The organism is Thalassovita taeanensis (genome assembly GCF_900110775.1).
In the GTDB taxonomy this organism is placed as follows: domain Bacteria; phylum Pseudomonadota; class Alphaproteobacteria; order Rhodobacterales; family Rhodobacteraceae; genus Litorimicrobium; species Litorimicrobium taeanense.
Genome location: NZ_FOEP01000012.1, coordinates 87,712 through 110,643 on the forward strand (window position 1 = coordinate 87,712; position 22,932 = coordinate 110,643).

At 61.0% G+C, this 22,932-nt stretch carries 23 protein-coding genes and 1 tRNA gene; 13 read left to right on the forward strand and 11 right to left on the reverse strand.

The features are described from left to right. Window positions 1-12: 12 nt before the first annotated feature. Entirely contained in the window at window positions 13-672 is a 660-nt protein-coding gene (locus BSF79_RS14930) for a histidine phosphatase family protein (protein ID WP_090270629.1), read from the reverse strand. A gap of 161 nt (window positions 673-833) precedes the next feature. On the opposite strand from BSF79_RS14930, the gene BSF79_RS14935 reads away from it, so the two are divergent. After that, window positions 834-2,030, forward strand: coding sequence for a hydantoinase/carbamoylase family amidase (locus tag BSF79_RS14935; protein ID WP_175545341.1), 1,197 nt, complete (start codon window positions 834-836; stop codon window positions 2,028-2,030). On the opposite strand, the gene BSF79_RS14940 is transcribed toward BSF79_RS14935, so the two are convergent. Continuing rightward, window positions 2,027-2,308: a DUF1330 domain-containing protein gene (locus tag BSF79_RS14940; protein ID WP_090270630.1), complete on the reverse strand. Its 282-nt coding sequence runs from the start codon at window positions 2,306-2,308 to the stop codon at window positions 2,027-2,029. The genes BSF79_RS14935 and BSF79_RS14940 overlap by 4 nt on opposite strands. 97 nt (window positions 2,309-2,405) lie before the next feature. Between BSF79_RS14940 and BSF79_RS14945 the strand changes: the two genes are divergently transcribed. Further along, window positions 2,406-3,275 (forward strand): LysR family transcriptional regulator, encoded by an 870-nt coding sequence (locus tag BSF79_RS14945; protein WP_245776419.1) that lies wholly within the window; start codon window positions 2,406-2,408, stop codon window positions 3,273-3,275. Window positions 3,276-3,278: 3 nt separating this feature from the next. Here BSF79_RS14945 and BSF79_RS14950 read toward each other — a convergent pair whose 3' ends face one another. The 3 genes from BSF79_RS14950 to BSF79_RS14960 all read right to left on the reverse strand — a co-directional run bounded on the left by BSF79_RS14950 (window position 3,279) and on the right by BSF79_RS14960 (window position 6,239). Then, window positions 3,279-3,518: a WGR domain-containing protein gene (locus BSF79_RS14950; RefSeq protein WP_090270632.1), complete on the reverse strand. Its 240-nt coding sequence runs from the start codon at window positions 3,516-3,518 to the stop codon at window positions 3,279-3,281. 97 nt (window positions 3,519-3,615) lie between these two features. After that, the gene (locus tag BSF79_RS14955; protein WP_090270633.1) at window positions 3,616-4,320 is read right to left on the reverse strand and encodes a response regulator transcription factor; all 705 of its coding nucleotides are present in this window, start codon (window positions 4,318-4,320) and stop codon (window positions 3,616-3,618) included. Beyond that, window positions 4,317-6,239, reverse strand: a complete 1,923-nt coding sequence (locus BSF79_RS14960) for a PAS-domain containing protein (protein WP_090270634.1) — start codon at window positions 6,237-6,239, stop codon at window positions 4,317-4,319. The genes BSF79_RS14955 and BSF79_RS14960 overlap by 4 nt, the downstream gene beginning before the upstream one ends. Before the next feature lie 200 nt (window positions 6,240-6,439). Here BSF79_RS14960 and BSF79_RS14965 point away from each other — a divergent pair, with 200 nt between their 5' ends. The 9 genes from BSF79_RS14965 (at window position 6,440) to BSF79_RS15005 (ending at window position 16,855) form a co-directional block, all read left to right on the forward strand. Next, a complete protein-coding gene (locus BSF79_RS14965; RefSeq protein WP_090270635.1) occupies window positions 6,440-8,413 on the forward strand; it encodes an AMP-binding protein in 1,974 nt (657 codons plus the stop codon). Continuing rightward, a complete protein-coding gene (locus tag BSF79_RS14970; RefSeq protein ID WP_090270636.1) occupies window positions 8,410-9,231 on the forward strand; it encodes an ABC transporter ATP-binding protein in 822 nt (273 codons plus the stop codon). Before BSF79_RS14965 ends, BSF79_RS14970 begins: the two co-directional genes overlap by 4 nt. Before the next feature lie 110 nt (window positions 9,232-9,341). Continuing rightward, window positions 9,342-10,328, forward strand: coding sequence for a branched-chain amino acid ABC transporter permease (locus tag BSF79_RS14975; RefSeq protein ID WP_090270637.1), 987 nt, complete (start codon window positions 9,342-9,344; stop codon window positions 10,326-10,328). Between the two features lie 2 nt (window positions 10,329-10,330). Next, the gene (locus BSF79_RS14980; RefSeq protein ID WP_090270638.1) at window positions 10,331-10,510 is read left to right on the forward strand and encodes a hypothetical protein; all 180 of its coding nucleotides are present in this window, start codon (window positions 10,331-10,333) and stop codon (window positions 10,508-10,510) included. Further along, the gene (locus BSF79_RS14985; protein WP_090270639.1) at window positions 10,510-11,586 is read left to right on the forward strand and encodes a branched-chain amino acid ABC transporter permease; all 1,077 of its coding nucleotides are present in this window, start codon (window positions 10,510-10,512) and stop codon (window positions 11,584-11,586) included. The genes BSF79_RS14980 and BSF79_RS14985 overlap by 1 nt, the downstream gene beginning before the upstream one ends. 82 nt (window positions 11,587-11,668) lie before the next feature. Further along, window positions 11,669-12,952, forward strand: coding sequence for an ABC transporter substrate-binding protein (locus BSF79_RS14990; RefSeq protein ID WP_090270640.1), 1,284 nt, complete (start codon window positions 11,669-11,671; stop codon window positions 12,950-12,952). 68 nt (window positions 12,953-13,020) lie between these two features. After that, window positions 13,021-13,845 (forward strand): ABC transporter ATP-binding protein, encoded by an 825-nt coding sequence (locus BSF79_RS14995; protein WP_090270641.1) that lies wholly within the window; start codon window positions 13,021-13,023, stop codon window positions 13,843-13,845. A 98-nt stretch (window positions 13,846-13,943) separates the two neighbouring features. Beyond that, on the forward strand, window positions 13,944-15,164 hold the full coding sequence (locus BSF79_RS15000) for a phenylacetate--CoA ligase family protein (RefSeq protein ID WP_090270642.1): 1,221 nt from the start codon (window positions 13,944-13,946) through the stop codon (window positions 15,162-15,164). Window positions 15,165-15,193: 29 nt separating this feature from the next. Next, a complete protein-coding gene (locus BSF79_RS15005; RefSeq protein WP_139246455.1) occupies window positions 15,194-16,855 on the forward strand; it encodes a peptidoglycan-binding protein in 1,662 nt (553 codons plus the stop codon). Between the two features lie 9 nt (window positions 16,856-16,864). Here the strand turns inward: BSF79_RS15005 and BSF79_RS15010 are convergent, their stop codons facing one another. From BSF79_RS15010 to BSF79_RS15020, 3 genes are all read right to left on the reverse strand, one after another. After that, window positions 16,865-18,682 (reverse strand): PHA/PHB synthase family protein, encoded by a 1,818-nt coding sequence (locus BSF79_RS15010; RefSeq protein ID WP_245776420.1) that lies wholly within the window; start codon window positions 18,680-18,682, stop codon window positions 16,865-16,867. Between the two features lie 176 nt (window positions 18,683-18,858). Further along, complete coding sequence (gene ykgO, locus BSF79_RS15015) at window positions 18,859-18,984, reverse strand: type B 50S ribosomal protein L36 (protein ID WP_010141322.1); 126 nt, start codon at window positions 18,982-18,984, stop codon at window positions 18,859-18,861. Between the two features lie 73 nt (window positions 18,985-19,057). Further along, window positions 19,058-19,132: transfer RNA gene (locus BSF79_RS15020), tRNA-Val, on the reverse strand. Between the two features lie 149 nt (window positions 19,133-19,281). On the opposite strand from BSF79_RS15020, the gene BSF79_RS15025 reads away from it, so the two are divergent. Next, window positions 19,282-20,142 carry an N-formylglutamate amidohydrolase gene (locus tag BSF79_RS15025; RefSeq protein ID WP_090270645.1) on the forward strand — a complete coding sequence of 287 codons (861 nt, stop codon included), beginning with the start codon at window positions 19,282-19,284 and terminating at the stop codon, window positions 20,140-20,142. Between the two features lie 7 nt (window positions 20,143-20,149). Here BSF79_RS15025 and BSF79_RS15030 read toward each other — a convergent pair whose 3' ends face one another. Continuing rightward, on the reverse strand, window positions 20,150-21,403 hold the full coding sequence (locus tag BSF79_RS15030) for a DNA polymerase IV (RefSeq protein WP_090270646.1): 1,254 nt from the start codon (window positions 21,401-21,403) through the stop codon (window positions 20,150-20,152). Between the two features lie 49 nt (window positions 21,404-21,452). On the opposite strand from BSF79_RS15030, the gene BSF79_RS15035 reads away from it, so the two are divergent. Further along, window positions 21,453-21,875, forward strand: coding sequence for an NUDIX hydrolase (locus BSF79_RS15035; protein ID WP_245776421.1), 423 nt, complete (start codon window positions 21,453-21,455; stop codon window positions 21,873-21,875). Between the two features lie 6 nt (window positions 21,876-21,881). Here BSF79_RS15035 and pyrF read toward each other — a convergent pair whose 3' ends face one another. Both pyrF and BSF79_RS15045 read right to left on the reverse strand, forming a co-directional pair. Further along, the gene (gene pyrF / locus BSF79_RS15040; protein ID WP_090270647.1) at window positions 21,882-22,598 is read right to left on the reverse strand and encodes an orotidine-5'-phosphate decarboxylase; all 717 of its coding nucleotides are present in this window, start codon (window positions 22,596-22,598) and stop codon (window positions 21,882-21,884) included. Window positions 22,599-22,652: 54 nt separating this feature from the next. Then, window positions 22,653-22,925, reverse strand: coding sequence for a hypothetical protein (locus tag BSF79_RS15045; protein ID WP_090270648.1), 273 nt, complete (start codon window positions 22,923-22,925; stop codon window positions 22,653-22,655). Window positions 22,926-22,932 lie beyond the last annotated feature (7 nt).

A 22,932-nucleotide genomic window follows, 5' to 3' on the forward strand; every position in this document is an offset into this window, starting at 1 on the left:
CATGCGGGCCTGTCAAAGATGGGTTTGGGCGTATTGCCGGTCGGGGTGATCAAGATGTGGCACGGCGTTGAACTGCGTCAGGGCCAGATCATCGCCCACCTTGTGCAGACGATGGACCGAGGTGTTCATGATGGCAATGCAACTGCGCGCGAAGGCGGGAATTTCCAGCCCCATCACATGGCGCATCACCATGCCGATCAACCCACCCGAGGTGACGACCAGCGCCGGGCCGCGCCCCTGGCTGATCTCGGTGATGATCGAGGCCACGCGGGATTCAAAATCGCGGAAGGATTCGGGCGGATGCGCGATCTCTCCGGCCTGCCATTTGGCCAGCAGCATCGGCATATAGGCGACAAAGCCTTCGCGATTTTCCGGCAAGGGGGTGCCTTGTTGGTCCTTCAGCAGGTTGGCGAGGGTAAAGAACTCCATCTCGTTCAGCCGGTCGTCACGGGTTAGCGTGCCATGCGCCTGCGTTCCCATCGCCTGAGCCGTTTCCACATGCCGGACCAGCGTGCCGGAATACACCCGTTCAAAATGCTCTCCGGTCGCGGTCAGGTGTTCCCCCAGCCAGCGTGCCTGGATCTCTCCCAGCGGGCTGAGCTTGTCATAACTGATCTCGTCCTGTGCGCTGGTATTGGCCTGACCGTGGCGGATAAGCGTGATCGTAGACATCGGAATCCCCGGAATTGTTCTGCGCCAAGGGTTAGGCAAAGCCACGCAAAGGTGCAACGGGCTGCATCGGCTTGCGGGGCTCTGACGCAGGGGAATGCCTGCGGCTTGCGCAGGGCGTCGGCGTGGTGTTGGGTGGGGCATCACATAGAAGGAGCGCCATCATGCAGGTCAACGCCGACAGGTTTCTAAGCGATTTGCATGCGCTGCGGCAATTCGGGGCCGCGGGGCAGGGCAAGGGTGTGATCCGCCCGGCCTTTAGCGAGGCTGATATAGCCGCGCGGCTCTGGCTGGCCGAAAGGATGAAGGACGCGGGGCTGGTGCCGCAGTTCGATCCGGTCGGGTCATTGTTCGGGCTTGCGGAAGGCCAGTCACTGCTGATGGGCTCGCACAGCGACACCCAGCCCGAAGGCGGTTGGCTGGATGGGGCGTTGGGCGTGATCGCCGCGCTGGAGATTGCCCGCGCATCGGCCGAGGCGGGCGGGCCTGCGGTGTCGGTTGTCAGTTTCCAGGATGAAGAGGGCCGGTTTGGCGTGACCACCGGGTCAACGATCTGGTCCGGCGGGCTGGCGCTGGAGCGGGCAGACGAGCTGCAGGACCGCGAGGGCACGAGCTTTGCCGAGGCCCGCGCCAGCATGGCGCATCTGGCGCAGGGCTTTGTCGATCCCAAACGCTTCAGTGGCTTTATCGAGTGCCATATCGAACAGGGGCCGTGGCTGGATGAGGCGGGCGAAGCGGTGGCGGTGGTGACCGACATCGTTGGTATCCGTGACATGCGGATCACCTTTGAGGGCGAGCAGAACCACGCGGGCACCACGCCGATGCACCGCCGCCGCGATGCGTTTCAGGCGCTGTCGGCGTTCAATACACGGATCAATCAACGGCTGCGAAACGTGGTCACGCCGCAGACGGTCTGGACCATTGGCCATGTCGCTTTGCACCCCGATGCGCATTCGATCGTGCCGGGGCGGGCCACGTTTTCAATGCAATGGCGCGATGGCGACAGGGATCGGCTGAAGCGGATGGAAAGCATCATTCGCGATACGGCTGCGGAAGTGGCCGAGGAACTGAGCATGGGGTTGTCCTATTCCCAGATGCTGGGGCTTGATCCGGTGCTGATGGATCCGCATTTTCAAACCGCGCTGTCGGGTGCCGCCGAGGCCGCAGCGCCGGGGCGCTGGCGGCAGATGCAATCGGGGGCGTTGCATGATGCCGCCAACGTGGCGCGCCTGATGCCTGCGGCCATGCTGTTCGTGCCGTCGATCAACGGAATCAGCCATGCCTATGAAGAAGACACAGACGAGCGTGACCTGGTGACCGGGCTTGAGGTGCTGGCCGGGGCTGTGGCGCGGATCGGCTAGCCGATCAGAATGACCGAGACATCGCCAGCGGCCTGACGCAGGGCGTGAACGGCGGTCAGCTCGGGGTCGTCGATCCAGGCCAGCGCGTGCTCTTTGTCGGGGAAGGACAGGATCACGGCCATGTCGGGCAGGGGCAGCTTGCCTTCCAGCGCGGTGGGTTGCGGTGCGGCCGACAGGACGGCACCGCCATGTTTGGCCAGCGCAGCGCCCGCCTTTTCGCGGTATGCGGCCAGCGCGGTCATGTCGGTCAGGTGCATGTGGACATAAGCATAAATCATCTGGGCTCTCCTTGTTTGGGCCTGCGGGTTGATATGTGCGTCTGGGACGTGCGGAAAACGCGTGATATTGCATCTGTCATATGCGAAATTGCATGTCATGGGTATGGAATGGGACGATCTTCGCACGGTTATGGTGCTGGTGCGGCAGGGCACCTTGGCGGCGGCGGCCGCGCAGTTGGGGGTGAGCTATACAACCGTGGCGCGGCGAATTGCGCGAGCCGAGACGCGGATGGGCACCCGGCTGTTTGATCGTCTGCCGGACGGGTATCGCGCGACCAAGGCTGCTTTGGTCGTCGCAGAGCGGGCCGGGCGGATGCAGCAGGAGGCCGAGACGCTTGACCGCGAACTGACGCAGTTTGATGACGACCTGACAGGGCCGCTGGTGATCACCTCGCCGCAGCTTTTGATCGGGTCGCATCTGGGCGAGGTGATCGAGACATTTTTGACCCGTCATCCGGGCATCGACCTGACGGTTAAGGCCACTAACGACCTGTTGAACCTGAACCGGCGCGAGGCGGATCTGGCCATCCGCATCCAGCGCGACCCGCACGACACGCTGATCGGCCAGCGGTTGACGGGTCAGAAGACGGCGGCCTTTGCCGCCCCGGCGCTGGCGCAGAGAATTGCGCAGGACCCGGCGCAACCGCTGGACTGGATCGGATTTACCTTTTGGGATGGGCCGCCACGGGACTCGCTTGTTGCGTACCCCAAGGGGCGGATACGGATGCGGTTTGACGACATGGTCGCGGTGGTCGGGGCGGCGCAGGCGGGGCTGGGCGTAGCGCGGATGCCGATGTTTCTGGGGCGGTACGCTGGGCTGACGATGGTACCGGTGATGGAGCCGCAGCCCTATGCCGACATCTGGGCGCTGTCGCATCGCGATATTGCACCAACCGCGCGGGTACGTGCCTTTCGTGAGGTGCTGATCCCATTTTTCCGCACGCGGGCCGGGGATTTTGTTGGTTGAACTTCAGGCAAGAGCAACGCGAAAATAGCCGCGTTTGAGAGCCGAGTTGCGCAAGCGATCCGCAGCCTCGGACGCGTGGCGCAGGTTCGCGAAAATGTCGATCCGGGTGGCGCCCTTGCTGCCACTAACGCCCCACTCGCGCAGCACCGAGATTTCGTCGAACAGATTATAGGCAATTTCCACCCGGTAGTAGCGCGGGCGGCAAGATCTGGGTGTGGCGCGGTAAAGCAGGCAGGTGGTCATGGATTGAGTTTAGGGCGCAGCGAATCGGCGTGCAAGCAATAGGTGAGTCGGGGGCAGGCGCCTCCGGCGGGGATATTTGGAAAATATGAATGCGGGCTCAGGCCCAGCTTACGTCGCCCAAAAAGATATAGCCCGCGCCATAGATCGTTTTGATCAGCCGGGGGTTTTTCGGATCTTCGCGCAATTTGGTGCGCAGGCGCGAAATGCGGACATCCATAGCCCGATCAAAGCTTTCGCCTGCCGCCCCGCCCAGCGTTTCCTGCATCATCGCGCGGGAAATCAGTCGTTTGGGGCGTTCCAGAAACAAGCGCAGCACTTCGCCTTCGGCATGGGAAAACGGCGTTTGTTCACCGGTGGCGTTTTCCAGGACATAGCTGTCAAAATGCGCGGTCCAGCCGTTGAAATACGCGGTGTTTCCGGCTTGCTGCACGGCTTTGTCCCGCCGTAGACGGGCGCGGATCCGGGCGACGACCTCGGCTGGATCGAAGGGTTTGATGATATAGTCATCCGCGCCCAGCTCCAGCCCGGTCACGCGGTCCTGCACTTGGGCACGGCCTGAGATGATGATGACCGTGGCGCCCTGTTCCAGCGCCAACCGGTGCACCAGTGTCAGCCCGTCCCGATCCGGTAACGACAGATCGACCAGACACACATCGGGCGCGGCAGTTTTAAGTGCTGCCTCGAATTCGGTCGCGCGGCCAAAGCTCATCGTGCGAAAGCCTGCTTCTTCCAGCGCATCGGCCAGCATCGTGCGGATCGCGGGCTCGTCATCAAGGATCGTAACTAGTGGAGCGGTGGTCATGGGGCGGGGCCTTCCTGATGCAAAAACGCGGCCAGTTGCGAGGCGGTAAAGGGTTTGCGCAACACCGGAACGCGGGCCCTAGCAGTTTGATGCAGTGGATGATTAGGCGGCAGCGACGTCATAAGCAGAATTGGAGGGTGACCAATGGGCATGCAGTCCAGAAGATTCAAACCGGTATCGTCGCCCAATAGCGAGATGTCGGACAGGATCTGGGCGATGCCCGGCACTTCTTGCAGCAACACCAGCGCCTCTTCGGTGCTGGCGGCCTCGATCACGGAATGGCCAAGCCCGGTCAGCATCTCGCGTACGCCCTCGCGCAGGTCGGGGCTGTCTTCGACCAGAAGCACCAGCCCGGGCGCAGCCCGTGCGGGCGCCGGGCGCAGCGGTAGCAGAAGGCTGACCTGCCCGCCGGTTTCGGTATTGGCAAGGTGCATCCGCCCGCCTGCCAGCGTGGTCATGTCATACACCATGGACAGGCCCAGCCCCGACCCTTCGCCGCCCTTGGTGGTAAAGAATGGCTCCAACGCGTGATGCAGCGCGGGTTCTGAAAAGCCGGGGCCGGTGTCGGTGACAGTGAACTCTGCCCAGAGATTCTGCACCGCCTTGACGGTCAGGGTGATGCGGCCGGTCCCGTCACAGGCATGACGGGCATTCAGGATCAGGTTCAACAGGCTGTCTTGCAACATGCCAGCGTCAAAAAGCAGCGATTCCTCTTGCAGCAGGTTGTTGATTTGCAGGGCGATACCGTCATCCAGCGCCGGGGCCGCGAGAATTTCGAGATCATCCAGAAATAAGGCCATATCCGCCGGCGCCGGGTGCCATCCGCGCGCGCCGGTGATGTCGGCGATCCGGTTCAACAGCGACCCGCCACGATGCGCGGCGGACAGGGTGGCGTTGATCATATCCGCCGCCCCTTGCGGCAGGTCCATTTTTTGAAGCCGCGACTGACTGCCAAGAATGATCGTCAGAAGGTTGGAAAAATCATGCGCCATCCCGCTGGTCAACTGCGCGGCCATTTCACGGCGGCGGGTCTGTTGCAAAGCGGTACGAGCCTGAGTTTCTTCGGTCACGTCCATCGACAGGATATAAACCCCACCCATCGTGCCCGTCGCGTCGCGGTCCGGCGTGAACGCGGTGCGGATCCGGCGCGAGCTTTGCTGATGGCTGAATTCAAATACCGACGGCGTTCCCTCAAACGCCTGATCCAGATGTGGGCGGATGGCGGAATAGGCATCCTGCCCAAGCGCGTCACGGATATGCAGCCCCAGGATGTGAGAGGGCCGACCAGGCATCACCGATGATAGCCGCAGATTGGAGAAGGTATAATGCCGGTCCAGCCCGACATGGGCGATATGAGCAGGCATCATTTCGGTGGTCAGGCGGGTGCGCGCCTCGGTGTCGGTCAGTTGGCGCTTGGCTTCTTCCAGCGCGGTGATTGTCGCTTCTAGTTGGCGGTTGGTGGCGGCCAGCTCTTCTGCATAGGACAGCACTTTGTCGGTCAACTCTTCGGACCGGGCGCGCAGCAGCTCTTCTTGCCGCTTGGTGCGGGTGATGTCGGTATAGACCGTGACCCAACCGCCCTGAGGCAAGGGCGACCCTTCGACTGATATTATCCGCCCGTTGGCACGGGTGCGTTCCATATAGTGTGGCGCGAAGGTGCGAGCTTGTGCAACGCGCCGGGCCACGGCGGCCTCGATATCGGTGACCGGGCCATATTCGCCGCGCTCGACCAGATACCGGATACAGTCGGCGAAATCAGTGCCGGGGATGATCAGGTGGTCCGGCAGATCAAAAATCTCGCGGAAGGGGCGATTGCACACGACCAGTTTCAGGTCGCTGTCATAAATCGACAGCGCCTGCTGAATGAGGTTCAGCCCGGCCATGGTCATGGCCGTTGTATCTTGGTGCGATATGGGCATGCCCGCTCCTTTCCGGTCATGGCTAGCACCGCTGAGGCGGGGCGCAAAGGGGGCTGTGGCGCCTGTTACAATTCGTAAGAATTGGGAAATGATCAGGAAAAAGTTGACGGCGAATGTGAAAAGCGCACCCTTGCACGAGGGAGAATCGCCGTGCAGGCGGTCGCGGCCTGACAAAAGCAGGCAAATGGGAGGAAGAAAATTTGGCACAGTCGTCACAGGCGACCGGTGGACTCACGTCCATTCCGGCGCTTTTGCAGCGGAACGCCACCGAATTCGCGAACAGATCCGCGTATCGGGAGAAAGAGTTTGGTATCTGGCAGAGCTGGACATGGGCCCAGACTGCGCAGGAGATCGACAGTCTTGCACTGGGTCTGATCAATCTTGGCGTAAACGAAGGCGATTTCATCGCCGTTATCGGGCGCAATCGGCCCCATCTGTATTGGTCGATGGTGGCCGCGCAATCCGTGGGCGCGATCCCGGTGCCGCTGTATCAGGACGCCTCTGCAGAAGAGATGGCCTATGTTCTGGATCATTGTGGCGCACGGTTCGTGATCGCCGAGGATCAGGAGCAGGTGGACAAGGTGATCGAGGTGCAGCAGGGGCTGCATCAGTTCGAACACATGATCTATCTCGACCCGCGCGGGATGCGGAAATATGATCATTCGCAACTGCACGAATTCAGCCATGTGCAAGAGCAAGGCCACGCTGCGCGTGACGAGCTGACCCACGAGTTGAAGGCCCGTCGCGGCAAGTTGGACTATGCCAGCGTTTGCGTGATGCTTTATACTTCGGGCACGACCGGCAAGCCCAAGGGCGTTGTTTTGTCGAACCGCAACGTGATTGAAAGCGCCAAGAATTCTGTCGAGTTTGACCACCTGAAACCTGACGAAGAGCTTCTGGCCTATCTGCCCATGGCTTGGGTCGGTGACTTTATCTTCTCGCTCGGGCAGGCGTATTGGGCGGGGTTCTGCGTAAATTGCCCCGAAAGCCCGGAAACATTGGCGGTCGATCTGCGAGAGATCGGGCCAACTTGTTATTTTGCGCCGCCGCGCGTGTTTGAAACCCAGTTGACCAACGTGATGATCCGCATGGAAGATGCCACGCGGATGAAAAAGCGGATGTTCGATTACTTCATGGCGCACGCCAAGAAGGTTGGTCCGGACATTCTGGACGGCAAGCCCGTGGGCGGATTGGATCGGCTGAAATATGCGTTGGGCAATCTGTTCATCTATGGTCCGCTGAAGAACACGCTGGGCCTGACGCGCGTGCGCGTGGGCTATACGGCGGGCGAGGCGATCGGGCCGGAAATCTTTGATTTCTATCGCTCTTTGGGTATCAACCTGAAGCAGCTTTATGGTCAAACCGAGGCGACAGTGTTCATCACCGCGCAGCCCGATGGCGAGGTGCGTTCGGATACCGTGGGTGTGCCCGCGCCGGGTGTTGAGCTGAAGATTGGCGACAATGGCGAAGTGTATTACCGCAGCCCCGGTGTGTTCGAGTACTATTATAAGAACCCTGAAAGCACGGCTGACACCAAGGATGCCGAAGGCTGGGTGGCCACGGGGGATGCCGGGTTTATCGAGCCGGGCTCGGGGCATCTGCGGATTATCGACCGCGCCAAGGACGTCGGCAAGATGGCCGATGGCAGCCTGTTCGCGCCGAAATACGTTGAAAACAAGCTGAAGTTCTATCCGAATATTCTGGAAGCCGTGGTCTTTGGCAACAATCGCGACAAGTGCGTGGCCTTCATCAATATCGACCTGAGTGCCGTGGGCAACTGGGCCGAACGCAACAACATCGCCTACTCTTCGTATCAGGAATTGGCAGGTCATCCCAAGGTGTTGGACGCCGTTCGCTTACATGTGGAAGAGGTGAACCGGTCGGTTGCGGAAGACGAAATGCTGTCGGGGTGTCAGGTGCATCGCTTCCTGATCCTGCACAAGGAACTGGATGCGGATGATGGCGAAATGACCCGAACCCGCAAGGTGCGCCGCCGGATTGTTGAAGACAAATTCGCTGATCTGATCGGTGGGCTTTACGATGGGTCGGACGAGATCTTTACCAAGACCGAAGTGACCTATGAAGACGGTCGCAAGGGCCATATCAGCGCGACGCTGAAGCTGATGGATGCGGCCGTGGTGCCGGTGACGACACATAAGGTGGCAGCGGAATGAACCAGATAAGTGACGAAGGTTATATCACCGCAGACGGTCGCAAGATCGGCGCAGTGATGATGGAGATGAAGAATATTACCCTGCGTTTTGGTGGGGTTAAGGCAATCACCGATATCAGCTTTGACATTCGCCAAGGCGAGATCCGCGCGATCATCGGGCCGAATGGCGCGGGGAAATCCTCGATGTTGAACGTGATTTCCGGCTTCTATATCCCGCAGGAGGGGGAAGTTTGGTTCCACGGCAAGAAACGTGCACCGATGCGCCCGTTTCAGGTGGCGCAGCAGGGGATTGCGCGGACGTTCCAGAACATCGCCTTGTTCGAAGGGATGTCGGTTCTGGACAACGTTATGACCGGTCGCCTGACCCATATGAAATCCGGGATGCTGTCGCAGGCGATCTGGAAAGGTAAGGCCGAGCGGGAAGAGGTTGCGAACCGGGAAGTTGTTGAAAAGGTTATCGACTTTCTGGAAATTCAGGCCATTCGCAAGACCCCGGTGGCGCGTTTGCCTTACGGCTTGAAGAAGCGGGTCGAACTGGCGCGGGCGCTGGCAGCCGAGCCGAAGCTGCTGCTTCTGGACGAGCCAATGGCGGGAATGAACGTCGAGGAGAAAGAGGACATGAGCCGCTTTATCCTTGATGTGAATGACGAATTTGGCACCACGATCGCCCTGATCGAACACGATATGGGGGTGGTGATGGACCTGTCCGACCGCGTTGTGGTGATGGATTACGGCAAGAAAATTGGCGATGGCACCCCCGACGAGGTGCGCAACAATCAGAACGTGATCGACGCCTATCTGGGGGTGGCCCATGACTGATTTGACGATTTTCGCGATGCACAACGCATACACACTTCATGCACATCTTATGCAGACGCGCCACGCGGCTGCACCGTGCCGATCCGACCTTTACCAAGGGAGCGCGACCGATGCCTGATCAACTGCTATTTGGAATGGAAGTCTTCCTGAACGGCCTGATGGCGGGCGTCCTGTACGCGCTGGTCGCGCTGGGGTTCGTGCTGATTTACAAGGCGTCGGGTGTCTTCAACTATGCTCAGGGCGTGATGGCGCTGTTCGCGGCGCTGACGCTGGTCGGGATCATGGAGGGGCAGGTGCCCTTTGCCCATCTGATCAACGCCACGCTCGGCACCGAGATCCACCACTTTGGCTGGCATCTGCCGGGCATCGTGGCAATTCTGCTGACGATGGGGGTTATGGTTCTGCTGGCCTGGGCCGTGAACCATTTCGTGATGCGCCATCTGGTCAACCAGGAACCGATCATTCTGTTCATGGCGACCATCGGCTTGGCCTATTTCATGGAAGGCTTCGGCGACCTGATGTGGGGCAGTGACATCAAGAAACTGGATGTGGGCCTGCCGCAGGGCATGAGCACGGTGATCGACGAGGTCACCTATGGCTGGTTCGGATACGGGTTCTTCATCGACAATCTGGATATTGTGGCGACGGTGATTGCCGCGCTTCTGGTGGTCGCGCTGACGATCTTCAGCCAATACAGCAAACAGGGCCGTGCCCTGCGGGCGGTGGCCGACGACCATCAGGCGGCGCTGAGCGTCGGGATTTCGCTGAAGTTCATCTGGGTTCTGGTCTGGTCGATTGCGGGCTTTGTCGCGCTGGTGGCTGGCATCATGTGGGGCACCAAATCCGGGGTTCAGTTCAGCCTGTCGCTGATCGCGCTGAAGGCGCTGCCGGTGCTGATGCTGGGCGGCTTCACCTCGATCCCTGGTGCCATCGTGGGCGGGCTGATCATCGGGGTTGGCGAGAAGCTGTTTGAATTCATCGTCGGCCCGATGGTGGGCGGCGCGACCGAAAACTGGTTCGCCTATGTTCTGGCGCTGCTGTTCCTTGTCTTCCGGCCTCAGGGTCTGTTTGGCGAAAAAATCATCGAGAGGGTGTAATTATGAAAACCTGTTCGATTACCTGTGTTGTCGGCTGGGCCGCGTTCTGGACCTTTGGGGCGCTCGCGTTGACCAGTGATCCGGCGCAGACCGCGCAGCTGATGCTGGCGAGCCTGCTGGCGGTTGGCGGCTTCATGCTGGGGATCTCCAGCTATCTGAAAATCAGCCGGGAGGTCTGCTGATGTTTTATCGTGAATCGGGGGACTTCAAGACCTCCTATGTCGAAGACAACCAGACCTTTCCGATCAAGTTCGATCGGTATCGGTATTACTTTGTCCTGCTGGTCGCCTTTTTGTTGGTGCCGGTTCTGATCAACGATTACTGGGTCAACGCGGTGTTCATGCCGTTCCTGATCTATGCGATTGCGGCAATCGGGCTGAACATTCTGGTCGGATATTGCGGTCAGGTCAGTCTGGGGACCGGCGGTTTCATGGCGGTGGGGGCGTATGCCTGTTACAAGCTGATGACCGCGTTTCCCGAGGTCAGCATTTTCATCCATGTGCTTCTGGCGGGCGGGATCACTGCCTTTGTCGGGGTGATGTTTGGTTTGCCGTCGCTGCGGATCAAGGGGTTCTATCTGGCGGTGGCCACGCTGGCGGCGCAGTTCTTTCTGGTGTGGTTGTTCAACCGGGTGCCGTGGTTCTACAACTACTCGGCGTCGGGTCAGATCAGCGCGCCCGAGCGCACGGTGTTTGGCGTGCCGGTCACCGGGGCCAGCACTGACGCCTGGGCATCATATATGTTCTGTCTGGTTTTCGTGACGATCAGCGCGATCCTTGCACGCAACCTGACCCGTGGGTCGGTGGGGCGTAAATGGATGGCGATCCGGGATATGGACATCGCGGCCGAGATCATCGGCGTGGATCCATTGCGTGCCAAGTTGAGCGCCTTTGCTGTCAGCTCGTTCTTCATCGGGGTTTCGGGGGCGTTGTTCTTCGCGGTCTATCTGGGCGCTGTGGAAGTGGGCGAGGCCTTTGGCATCACCAAGTCGTTCCTGGTGCTGTTCATGGTGATTATTGGCGGTTTGGGATCGATCTTCGGATCGTTCGCGGGGGCCGCGTTTCTGGTGCTTCTGCCGGTGCTGTTGAAAAACGTGCTGGTGGGGATGCTGGGCTGGCCGACCGATCTGGCGGCGCATCTGGAGTTCATGATTGTCGGCGCGCTGATCATCACGTTCCTGATCGCGGAACCGCATGGATTGGCGCAGCTGTGGCGCGTCGCCAAAGAGAAACTACGGCTTTGGCCTTTCCCGCATTAAGGGGCGGGCCCAAGCAACATGCCAGGGCAGATTGCCCCGGCATCTAAACGATCGGATACGACCTAAGGGAGGAACTTTACCGATGAAACTGAAACTGATTACTGCCGCTGTGGCCGCCGTCATGGCTGCTGGACCGGCGCTGGCGGACCTGACTTTTCCGTCGCTGAGCTATCGCACCGGGCCATATGCCGCGAACGGTATTCCCTTTGCGGATGGCTATGCTGACTATTTCACGCTGCTGAACGAGCGTGATGGTGGCATCGGCGGCGTGAAAACCGAGCTGCTGGAATGCGAGACCGGCTATAACACCGAAAAGGGTGTTGAATGCTATGAGTCGACCAAAGGCGCGGGCTCACTGGTGTATCAGCCGCTGTCCACTGGCATTACCTATCAGTTGATCCCCAAAGCCACGGCAGATGGTGTTCCGGTTCACTCGATGGGCTATGGCCGGACGTCGGCAAAAAATGGTGCTGTGTTCCACAACATCTTCAACTACCCGGCCAACTACTGGGATGCCGCTTCGATCGCGATCAAGCACCTGCTGGATGAGAATGGTGGCGACCTGAAGGGCAAGAAGATTGCTCTGGTCTATCACAACTCGGCATACGGCAAAGAGCCGATCCGCACGCTGGAAGAGCTGTCGAAAAAGCACGGTTATGAGCTGCGCCTGCTGGCGGTGGATCACCCCGGCCAGGAGCAGAAATCGCAGTGGCTGCAAATCCGCCGCGAGCGTCCGGATTATGTGATCATGTGGGGCTGGGGCGTGATGAACCAGGTCGCCATTCAGGAAGCTGTGAACATCCGCTTCCCGATGGAAAATTTCATCGGCATCTGGTGGTCCGGTTCTGAAAACGACGTGCTGCCCGCAGGTGAAGGCGCGGATGGCTACAAATCGCTGACGTTCCACAATGTTGGCAAGGATTTCCCGCTGTTCGGCGATATCCAGAAGTACGTTGTGGACGCGGGCAAAGCGGCCGGCGCAGGCGATCAGATCGGCACCGTGCTGTATAACCGTGGTCTCTATGCTGCGATGTTGGCTGCTGAAGCCGCCAAAACCGCTCAGGCTATTCACGGCGTGAAAGACATCACCCCCGCAATGATGCGTGATGGCATGGAAGCGCTGGAAATGACCGAAGCGAAAATGGCCGGGCTTGGCCTGCCTGGGTTCGGACCAGAATTCAGCGTGTCGTGCGAAAACCATGGCGGTAACGGCTTTGGCGCCGTCGTTCAGTGGGATGCGAAAGCCCACAAGTGGGGCCTGATCACCGACTTCTTCCAGTCGGATCAGGACGTGCTCGGGCCGCTGGTCGCCGAAGATTCGTCTGCATTCGCGGCGGAGAACGGCATCACGGCGGGCTGCAACTAAGCCTTTTGCCCCGGCCGCGCAGGACGTGGCCGGGGCACCCCTGAACGATTATCAGAAAGTGGATGCAAATGCTGGACGCAGGACACACCGAAGAGGCCCTTCTTGAGGTCAACAACATCGAGGTGATCTATAACCATGTGATCCTGGTGCTGAAGGGTGTCAGCCTGAAGGTGCCCAAGGGTGGGATCACGGCCTTGTTGGGTGGCAACGGTGCAGGCAAGACCACCACGTTGAAAGCCATTTCCAACCTGCTGCGTTCCGAGCGTGGCGAGGTAACGAAGGGCACAATCATGTATCGCGGCGAGCGCGTGCAGGATCTGGCGCCCGTCGATATGGTGACCAAGGGCGTGATCCAGGTGATGGAAGGCCGTCACTGTTTTGAACACCTGACCGTCGAGGAAAACCTGCTGACCGGCGCGTATACGCGCAAGGACGGCAAGGGGGCAGTCGATGCCGATCTTGAGATGGTCTATCAATATTTCCCGCGCCTGAAAGAGCGCCGCCGGTCGCAGGCGGGCTATACCTCGGGTGGGGAGCAGCAGATGGTGGCGATTGGCCGGGCGATCATGTCGCGGCCCGAAACGATCCTGCTGGACGAGCCGAGCATGGGGCTGGCGCCGCAGCTGGTTGAGGAAATCTTCAACATCGTGAAGAACCTGAACGAGAAGGAAGGGGCGACCTTCCTGCTGGCCGAGCAAAACACCAACGTCGCACTGCGCTTTGCGCACTACGGTTATATCTTGGAATCGGGGCGCGTTGTGATGGACGGCCCGGCCAAGGAATTGCGCGAGAACCCGGACGTGAAGGAATTCTATCTGGGCATGTCCGATGAAGGTCGCAAGAGTTTTCGCGAGGTCCGCTCTTATCGCCGCCGCAAGCGTTGGCTGAGCTGATCGCCTGACAGAGATCGGGGCGGGCCGTCGGCCTGCCCATTCCTGACCGCCTGAAATCGGGACGAGTTAATGCTTGTGCCCGGCCCGGAGATAGACCCATGAGCCAGTTTTTTGATGATCTTGAAACCCGGAGCGCCGATGAGCGCGCCAATGCGTTGTCCACGGCATTGCCGCAGCAAATTGCGCGGGCGCAGGGACTGAGCGGGTACGGCGACAGTCTGGCGGGTGTGGATGCCAAGGCAATTACAACGGTCGCGGCGCTGGCCGCTTTGCCGGTTTTGCGCAAGTCTGACCTGAGCCGCGCGCAGGCTGCTGCGGCGCCGTTTGGCGGTCTGACAACGCGGACTGCCAGTGGGTTTTCGCATATTTTCCAGTCCCCTGGCCCGATTTATGAACCCGGCATGACCACCGAGGATTGGTGGCGTGCGGGCCGGTTCTTGAATGCCTGTGGTATTGGCAAGGGCGACATTGTGCAGAACTGCTTCAGCTATCATCTGACGCCGGCGGGGATGATTTTTGAAAGCGGCGCGCGTGCGGTTGGGGCAGCCGTGCTGCCCGCCGGCACCGGGCAGACCGAGCTTCAGGTGCGGGCGGCGTATGATGTGGGCGTGACGGCATATGCCGGGACGCCGGATTATCTGAAGGTCATTCTGGACAAGGCCGACGAGATGGGGCTGCGCCTTGGGATCACCAAGGCGGCGGTGGGCGGTGGGGCGTTGTTCCCGTCGCTGCGGCAGGAATATGCCGATCGCGGGATTGCGTGCCTGCAAAGCTATGCCACCGCCGATCTGGGCAGCATTGCCTATGAATCCGAGGCGATGGAGGGGATGATTGTCGACGAGGACGTGATCGTCGAGATCGTCACGCCGGGCACCGGCGATCCCGTGGCCCCCGGTCAGGTGGGCGAAGTCGTGGTGACGACGCTGAACCCGGATTACCCGCTGATCCGCTTTGCCACGGGTGATTTGAGCGCCGTTCTGGAAGGTGTAAGCCCTTGTGGTCGCACGAATATGCGCATCAAGGGTTGGATGGGTCGGGCTGACCAGACCACCAAGATCAAGGGCATGTTCGTGCGCCCTGAACAGGTGGCGACGCTGGTTGCCAAGCATCCCGAGATCGTCAAGGCGCGTGTTATTGCCAGCCGTCAGGGTGAAATGGACGCGATGACGGTGCTGATCGAGGCGACAGGTGGCGACGCTGACAGCTTTGCGCGCTCGGTCGTGGACGTGCTGAAGATGAAGGGCAAGATCGAGATCGTGGCCCCCGGCACGCTGCCCAATGACGGAAAAGTAATAGAGGATCAGCGCAGTTACGACTAATCTGTCGGCAAACCTGAGGAGGGATTGCAGTGACAGGATTTCGGAATGCGCTGATCGGCGGGATGCTGAGTGTCTGGGCGGGTGCGCTTGGGGCTGAGGATTTCGCGCTTGTTCTGAGCAATCGTAATTACGACCGTGCGCCGACGGCGCGCGACGCCGCTGAGGCGGCTGGGTTTGTCCGCGCGCTGGAGGCGGCAGGGTTTACCGTGATCAGCGGAGAAAACTGGACCAGCGGCACGATGCGCGAGGCGGCGGGCCGGGTGCAGGCGGCGTTGGAAAACGGCAGCGCCGAGCGGTTGATTTTCGTACTTTCGGGACATTTTGCGGCGGGGCCGGGCGATGGATGGTTGCTGGGCCGCGAGGCGCGCGCGATTTCTGCGCTGACGGCGGGCGACGCGGGGCTGTCGCTGGCGGCGATGATGCAGATGGCGGCGCAGCGCCCAGGGCAGGCGGTGGTGATGCTGGTGCCCGGAGGCGGCGGGCTGCCGCTGGGGTTCGGGCTGCAAACCGGAGCGGGCGCACCGGAGGTGCCGCAGGGTGTGACCCTGCTGGAGGGCGATGCCGGCTCGTTGCAACGGGTGTTGCGCGATACGATTTTGCAGGAGAGCGACCGGCCGATGGCGGCGCTGCGCGAGGATGCGCCGCGCGGTGTGACGGTGCGGGGATTTCTGCCGCAGGACCGGGCGTTTCTGTCTGCCAAACAGGCAGGCGGGGCGGCGACGCCACAGGTTGAGGTGGGCGAGTTCGCGTACTGGAGTGCGGTGCGTGACATCGGCAGCGCGGAGGCGATTGAAACTTATTTGACGCGCTACCCCTCGGGCCGGTTTGCGGGCGAGGCGCAGCGGATGCTGGCGGAATTGCGCGAAGCGCCGTTGCGCCGGGCCGAAGAGACCGAGGCGGCGCTGGCGCTGTCGCGCGATGCGCGGCGTGAAATTCAGCGCAATCTGTCGCTGCTGGGGTTTGATCCGCGCGGCATCGACGGGGTGTTCGGGCGCGGATCGCGCGCGGCGATCGCGGCGTTTCAACGCGCGGGCGGTGAGCAGGAGACCGGGTTCCTGACAACCGATCAGATCCGCAGGTTGCAGCGCGAGGCTGATCGTCGTGCGGCAGAGCTTGAGGAAGAGGCGCGGCAACGCCGGGTCGAGGAAGAGCGGCGCGACCGGGCCTATTGGTCCTCGACCGGGAATTCGGAGGACGAGCAGGGGCTTCGGGCTTATCTGAGCCGGTATCCGGATGGGCTGTATGCCGATGTGGCGCGCGCGCGGTTGGATGCGATTGAAGAACAGCGCCGCCGCACGTTGGCGACAGAGATGCGGCAGGACTGGGATCGCACCCGGCAGGCCGACACGGTAGAGGCATATCAGGAATTCCTGCGCCGGTATCCGCGCAGCGAGCTGGCAGAGTCCGCCCGCGCCCGGATCGACGAGCTGCAGGGCGAGGACCGCAACAGGGGGCAGATCGAGGCGGATAAGGCCGAGGAATCACGCGTGGCGAACAACCCGATTGCGCGGCTGGTGATCGAGCAAAAGCTGGCGACGATCGGATTTGATCCCGGCCCGGTGGACGGCACGTTTTCCAGGGAAACCCGCCGCGCGATACGGCAGTTTCAGCGCACGTCCAGCCTGCCGGTGACGGGTTTTGTATCGCAAACGACGATGGTGCGATTGCTGGCCGCCGGGCGCGGCGGCTAGCAGTCGAAGTTAGCGGATATAGATATAGGTGCCAGGGGCGGGGGCCAGCGGCACCAATCCTTTGTCAGGCGCGCCCATCTGTGGCGGGACAACGGTGGGTTGACTGCTCTGGGTTGCTTTTAGCCATGTGTTCCACTCGGTCCACCACGATCCATCCTTGGACTCGTGTTTCGCGAGCCAGCTGTCGGGATCGGTGTAAAACGCGCCCGCGTCGCGCTGACCGATGCGGTAGTGGCGATGGGCGTGGCCCGGTTCACTGACAATGCCGCCATTGTGCCCGCCGCTGGTCAGCACAAAGGTCAGGTCGCTATCGGTGAACAGCGCAGTTTTGTAGACTGAATGCCAAGGGGCAATGTGGTCTTTCTCGGTGCCGACGACGAAAAGCGGGGCTTTGATATCCTTGAGCGCGATCACGCGACCGTCGACGGCGAAGCGACCGGCGGTCAGGCGGTTTTCCATGAACAGGCCGCGCAGATACTGCGAGTGCATCTTGTAGGGCATGCGGGTCGAATCGGCATTCCAGACGGATATGTCTGCTTCCACCTCTTCGAGCCCCATAAGATAGCGGTGAACGGCGCGGGTCCAAATCAGATCTTCAGAGCGCAGGGCCTGAAACGTCCCGGCCATCTGACGGTGATCCAGATAGCCCTGATCCCACATCATGTCCTCAAGGAAGGCGACCTGTGATTCGTCGAGGAAGAGCATCAGTTCGCCCGCTTCGGTGAAATCGACCTGCGTGGCCAGCAGCGTGACCGAGCCGAAACGCTCGTCGCCATCGCGGGCCATGGTGGCGGCGGTGATCGACAGGATGGTGCCGCCGAGACAATAGCCGCAGGCGTGGATTTTCTTGTCCGGCATCACATCCGATACGGCATTGACCGCCGCCATGACGCCCTGCAGGCGGTAATCATCAAGCGTGAAGTCGCTCATGTCAGCGCTGGGGTTGATCCAAGAGATCGCAAATACCGTGAAGCCCTGCCCAACCAGATAGTTGATCATCGAGTTATGCGGGCTGAGGTCGAGAATGTAGTATTTCATGATCCAGGCGGGGACGATCAGGATCGGTTCGGAGTGGACGGTTTCAGTTTGCGGGCTGTATTGGATCAGCTCGAGAAGCTCGTTGCGATAGATGACCTGACCGGGTGTGCAGGCCAGATCTTCGCCGACTTTGAACTGTGTGGAGGGGGCGGTCGGTTCTGCGAGAAGCGTATCCTTGATGTCGTTGAACAGGTTTTTCATCCCCGCCTTGTAGGACATGCCGTGCGTTTCGCGGGCCTTTTCAAGGATCTCGGGGTTGAGCAGGGCAGAGTTGGAGGGCGACATGATATCCAGCAACTGCCGGACCATGAAATCCACGCGGTCGGTGCTGTGTTTCTGCGCGCCGGGAATGCAGCAGGTCGCATGATCCCACCAGTCCTGAGTCGCCAGAAAGGTCTGCTGTAGCAGGTTATAGGGCGGTTTGCCCCAAGTGGGGTGGGCATAGCGGTGATCTTCGGGTTTGGGCTTGAAGGGCGGTTCGGTGCCTTCCTGAAATTGCTGCGCCGCATAGGTCGCGAGTTTGAATGCGCTTTTGCCTGCTTGCTCGACCAGTTCCATCTGCCGCCCCGGAGCGGTGCTGAGATGCGCCATCCAATCGAACCAGGCGTTGGCCGCGGCATAGGGCGACATGCCTTGCGTGACCCGTGCCATGCCCGCGCGCAAAGAGCGATCCATCGTCTCATAGGGATGGACCGGCATCTGGGGCGCAGACGGGGTTTGATCTGACCATGGCGCGGGTGTCACCGCAGGCAGAGTGTTGCGGCTGGGTTTTACGGAAGATGCGTTCATGTCATTCCTCATCCGATATCGCGGCGGGGCCGAGGGCCGGACCCAACTGATTCACCAAAGCATGGCACATTCGACGACGCGCCAACTTGATATCGGTCAGTTAGACGGGGGCGCGTAACAAAAAAAAGACCGTCCCTTTTTCAAGGAACGGTCTTTAAGCATGCTCGGTGCTGGTCTTAGCCTTGACGGGCTTTGAACCGGCGCTGCGTCTTGTTGATCACGTAAACGCGGCCTTTGCGGCGCACGACACGGCAATCGCGGTGACGCTGCTTGAGCGAGCGGAGTGAGTTACGAACCTTCATGGTCGGTCTCCTATGTCGCGGCGCGGGCCTTGCGCCAGTTAGCAGGTCGCCCCGGAATGGGGCAGTGAAATCATGGTGGGCACTACAAGGTTCGAACTTGTGACCCCTTCGATGTCAACGAAGTGCTCTACCGCTGAGCTAAGCGCCCATGATACCGACGAAACACTTAGCCCCTTAATAACAAGGGGCGCGGAAATCCGCGCCGGTTCGGTGGTCTATAAAAGGAGTCGTGCAGGGGATCAAGGGCTTTTGGTAACAAGAATTTTCGGGCTATGATATTTCTACGCAGGAGATGTCATGCCTAAAGTCGCTTATCAACTGATTCACCCTGAACAACGCCTGACAAGTGTGGTTTTTGCCTCTCCGCATAGCGGACGCGAGTATCCCCGAAGCTTTATGCGCAAGACGGTTCTGGATGACCGAACCATCCGATCATCGGAAGATGCCTTTGTGGATCAGCTTTTTGAAGCGGCGACGCAGTATGGCGCGCCGTTTCTGAAGGCTGGGGCGCCGCGCGCCTTTATTGATTTGAACCGGGCGGCGGATGAGCTGGACCCCGCGCTGATCGAGGGGGTGCGGGCCGGATCGCATAACCCGCGCATTGCCTCGGGGTTGGGGGTTGTGCCGCGCGTAGTGGCCAACGGGCGCGTTATTTATTGTGGTAAGATGCCGCTGAGCGAGGCGCACAGCAGAATCAACGGATACTGGCGGCCATATCACGGAGCCTTGCAGAAGCTGCTGGACGAATCGCACGCGCTGTTCGGCGAGGCGATTCTGGTCGATTGCCATTCAATGCCGCACGAGGCGATGGACGGGATTGCGCGGGCGGGCCTGCGCCGCCCCGAGGTGGTTCTGGGCGACAGGTTCGGGGCGTCGGCCTCGGGCGTTATCATGGACCGGGTCGAGGCAGCCTTTGTGGCGGCGGGTCTGGTAGTGTCGCGCAATTCGCCTTTTGCCGGGGCCTATACGACGCAGCATTATGGTCGCCCGTCGCGGCGCCAGCATGCGATTCAGATCGAGATTGACCGTTCATTGTATATGAATGAGCAGCAGATCCGGCCAAACAACAACTTCCACGCCTTACGGGCGGTGCTGAATGGGGTGATCGCCGAGATCGCGGATATTGGCGCGCGCAAACAGCGGCTGGCAGCGGAATAAAGCAGGGTTAACGCAGCGCGCGGCCTTTTAGGATTGCCTTGTCGCCGAATTTGCGCCGGATTTCATCGGTTGCGCGTTCGGCGCGGCCGCGGGTGGCGGCGCCGGGGTCAAGCAGGTCGCCGGATAGTCCGGCCTCGGATTCGGGGTGCAGACCAGACAGGCCAACGCCGATCAGCCGATATGGCCCGGCACCGGGCACCTGATCAAACAGGGCGCGGGCATTGCGATAGATATCATCGGTCAGTTGGGTAGCGGCATGCAGGCTGTGGCGGCGGGTCAGACTGCGGTGATCCGACAGTTTCAGCTTGAGCGTCACGACGCGCCCGGCGGTGGCGGTGGCCTTGGCCCGGTCCGCCACTTTCTGCGACAGGCGCCAGATATGACCATCCAGAATGTCGGCATCGCCGGTGTCTTCGGAAAACGTGGTCTCGTTCGAGATGGATTTCACCGGCTCACGCGAGGACACCCGGCGGGCATCCTGCCCGCGCGCCAGATGCCAGAGCCGTTCGCCCATGGAGCCGAAACGCGCGTGCAGATCAGCCCGGTCCCAGCGCAGCAGGTCGGCGAAGGTTCTGATCCCGACCTTGTCGAGCGCGGCCTGCGTCGCCTGACCAACGCCCCAGATCATCCGCACCGGTTTGTCCTGCAGGAAGGCTGCGGTTTCGGCCTGTCCGATCACGGAAAATCCCTTGGGTTTGTTCAGGTCCGACGCGACCTTGGCGAGGAATTTGTTGTGGCTGAGGCCGACAGAGCCGGTGATGCCCAGTTCGGTCTGCATCCGCCGCACAAGGCGGGCCATCATCACCGCGGGTGGTGCGCCGTGCAGGCGTTGGGTGCCGGTCAGGTCAAGGAATGCCTCGTCGAGCGACAGGGGCTGAATGGCGGGGGTCAGTTCGTCCATCATGCTGCGGATCGCGCGCGAGACCTCGACATAGACCTGCATGCGTGGCTTGATCACAACCGCATCGGGGCACAGTTTGAGCGCCTGAAACATGGGCATGGCCGAGCGGACGCCGCGAATGCGGGCCACATAACAGGCGGTCGAGACCACGCCACGGTGACCACCGCCGATAATTACCGGCTTGTCGGCCAGTTCGGGATTGTCGCGCTTTTCCACCGATGCATAGAATGCATCACAATCCATATGTGCGATACACAGGGCAAAGAGTTCGGGATGGGCAACGATGCGCGGGCTGCGACAGGCCGGGCAACGGGTGCCGGTTTCAAAGGGGGTCAGGCAGTCTTTGCACAGGGCGGGCATGGCACACGTTTCGGTGATCGGGCATGATGGATGCAGGTGGATACACTACATGAATGAGATGCAACAGGATACCGAATTTCGGGGCGCCAAGCTGGCATTGTTTCTGGGCGCCAAGCTGGCGGTGATAATGCGCGATGATCGTCCGGGTTTGCCATGGCCGGGGTATCTGGATCTGCCCGGCGGCGGGCGCGAGGGACGCGAAACCCCGCAGGACTGTGCGCTGCGCGAGACCCGAGAAGAGTTGGGGCTGAACGTGCGCCCCGAGGAAGTGGTCTGGGGGCAGCGGTTCCGGCATGAGCAGGATGGGGCGGTGTGGTTTTTCGCGGCGCATCTGCCCGAGGCGCGCGTGCAGGACGTTCGGTTTGGCGACGAGGGCCAGTATTGGGCGCTGATGGCCGCCGAGGAATACCTGATTCACCCGCGCGGCATTCCGCATTTCAAGGCGCGGTTGCGGCTTTATCTGGAAAATTGAGCCGGTTCAGGTGTTGGGCTTTTTGGCCTGCGGGCTGTTCATTTCCGCGAGAACCGCCTGAGCGGCGGCTTTGGGATCTGTCGCTTGCCAGATCGGGCGGCCGACAACGATATGATCCGATCCATCGGCAATGGCCTGTGCCGGGGTGGCCACGCGTTTCTGGTCGCCTTTGTCGGCGCCTGCGGGGCGCACGCCGGGGGTGACAATCAGGCGACCGGTCGATTCTGGCAGGGCGCGGATCAGCGCGGCTTCTTGCGGCGAAGCGATAACGCCATCGGCGCCGGCCTCGAACGCGCGGGCGGCGCGCTCGATCACCAGATCCTGAACATCCCCGGCCTTGATCAGCCCGGCATCCAGGTCGGCGCGGTCAAGCGAGGTGAGGATGGTGACAGCGAGGATTTGCAGATCCTTGCCCGAGGCGCCCTCTTTGGCGGCGCGGACCACATGCGGATCGCCGTGGACGGTGAGGAAATCCAGATCGTATTGGGCGATCCCGCGCACGGCGTTTTCAACGGTGGCGCCGATGTCGAAGAATTTCATGTCGAGGAAGATGCGTTTGCCGTGCTCTTGTTTGAGCTCGTTGGCCAACGCCAGCCCGCCACCGGTCAGCATGCCCAGCCCGATTTTGTAGAACGACACGGCGTCGCCCAGCGTTTCTGCGAGTTTCAGCCCGGCAAGGGCATCGGGAACGTCGAGGGCAACGATCAGGCGGTCATCGGACATGGAAAGGGCGCTCCTGTTTAGGCTGCGCCCTTTTCGCGGGAGTCCGGTGCCCCGTCAAGCGTTGGCAGGGACCCCCAGTGGCCAGACGCCCGGTGCAAAGGACAGCGAGCCGCGTCCGGCGCGATATTCGGGCATCCGCGCGATCTGACGCAATGCTTCGGTGATCAGGGCGAGTTTGCTGTTGTTGTTGCAGTTGTTGCCGCTGTTGCGAACGGCGCAATCCACCTGAACCTGACCCGTGGGTGTTTGGAAGGCCACATGACCAAGCGTGTTGATCTGATGCGAGTCGGCGCGCATGTCCGAGACTTCGATCTGGGTGATATACATGACGGTT

Bases quoted from the DNA above. Each gene is read 5' to 3' on its own strand.
- BSF79_RS14980 (WP_090270638.1), top strand. From the start codon at position 10,331: ATGAAAACCTGTTCGATTACCTGTGTTGTCGGCTGGGCCGCGTTCTGG.
- BSF79_RS14990 (WP_090270640.1), top strand. From the start codon at position 11,669: ATGAAACTGAAACTGATTACTGCCGCTGTGGCCGCCGTCATGGCTGCT.
- BSF79_RS15045 (WP_090270648.1), bottom strand. From the start codon at position 22,925: ATGTATATCACCCAGATCGAAGTCTCGGACATGCGCGCCGACTCGCAT.
- BSF79_RS14945 (WP_245776419.1), top strand. From the start codon at position 2,406: ATGGGTATGGAATGGGACGATCTTCGCACGGTTATGGTGCTGGTGCGG.
- pyrF (WP_090270647.1), bottom strand. From the start codon at position 22,598: ATGTCCGATGACCGCCTGATCGTTGCCCTCGACGTTCCCGATGCCCTT.
- BSF79_RS14995 (WP_090270641.1), top strand. From the start codon at position 13,021: ATGCTGGACGCAGGACACACCGAAGAGGCCCTTCTTGAGGTCAACAAC.
- BSF79_RS15025 (WP_090270645.1), top strand. From the start codon at position 19,282: ATGCCTAAAGTCGCTTATCAACTGATTCACCCTGAACAACGCCTGACA.
- BSF79_RS14940 (WP_090270630.1), bottom strand. From the start codon at position 2,308: ATGATTTATGCTTATGTCCACATGCACCTGACCGACATGACCGCGCTG.
- BSF79_RS14985 (WP_090270639.1), top strand. From the start codon at position 10,510: ATGTTTTATCGTGAATCGGGGGACTTCAAGACCTCCTATGTCGAAGAC.
- BSF79_RS14930 (WP_090270629.1), bottom strand. From the start codon at position 672: ATGTCTACGATCACGCTTATCCGCCACGGTCAGGCCAATACCAGCGCA.
- BSF79_RS15000 (WP_090270642.1), top strand. From the start codon at position 13,944: ATGAGCCAGTTTTTTGATGATCTTGAAACCCGGAGCGCCGATGAGCGC.
- BSF79_RS14950 (WP_090270632.1), bottom strand. From the start codon at position 3,518: ATGACCACCTGCCTGCTTTACCGCGCCACACCCAGATCTTGCCGCCCG.
- BSF79_RS15035 (WP_245776421.1), top strand. From the start codon at position 21,453: ATGAATGAGATGCAACAGGATACCGAATTTCGGGGCGCCAAGCTGGCA.
- BSF79_RS15030 (WP_090270646.1), bottom strand. From the start codon at position 21,403: ATGCCCGCCCTGTGCAAAGACTGCCTGACCCCCTTTGAAACCGGCACC.
- BSF79_RS14970 (WP_090270636.1), top strand. From the start codon at position 8,410: ATGAACCAGATAAGTGACGAAGGTTATATCACCGCAGACGGTCGCAAG.
- BSF79_RS14955 (WP_090270633.1), bottom strand. From the start codon at position 4,320: ATGACCACCGCTCCACTAGTTACGATCCTTGATGACGAGCCCGCGATC.
- ykgO (WP_010141322.1), bottom strand. From the start codon at position 18,984: ATGAAGGTTCGTAACTCACTCCGCTCGCTCAAGCAGCGTCACCGCGAT.
- BSF79_RS14975 (WP_090270637.1), top strand. From the start codon at position 9,342: ATGCCTGATCAACTGCTATTTGGAATGGAAGTCTTCCTGAACGGCCTG.
- BSF79_RS14960 (WP_090270634.1), bottom strand. From the start codon at position 6,239: ATGCCCATATCGCACCAAGATACAACGGCCATGACCATGGCCGGGCTG.
- BSF79_RS15010 (WP_245776420.1), bottom strand. From the start codon at position 18,682: ATGAACGCATCTTCCGTAAAACCCAGCCGCAACACTCTGCCTGCGGTG.
- BSF79_RS14935 (WP_175545341.1), top strand. From the start codon at position 834: ATGCAGGTCAACGCCGACAGGTTTCTAAGCGATTTGCATGCGCTGCGG.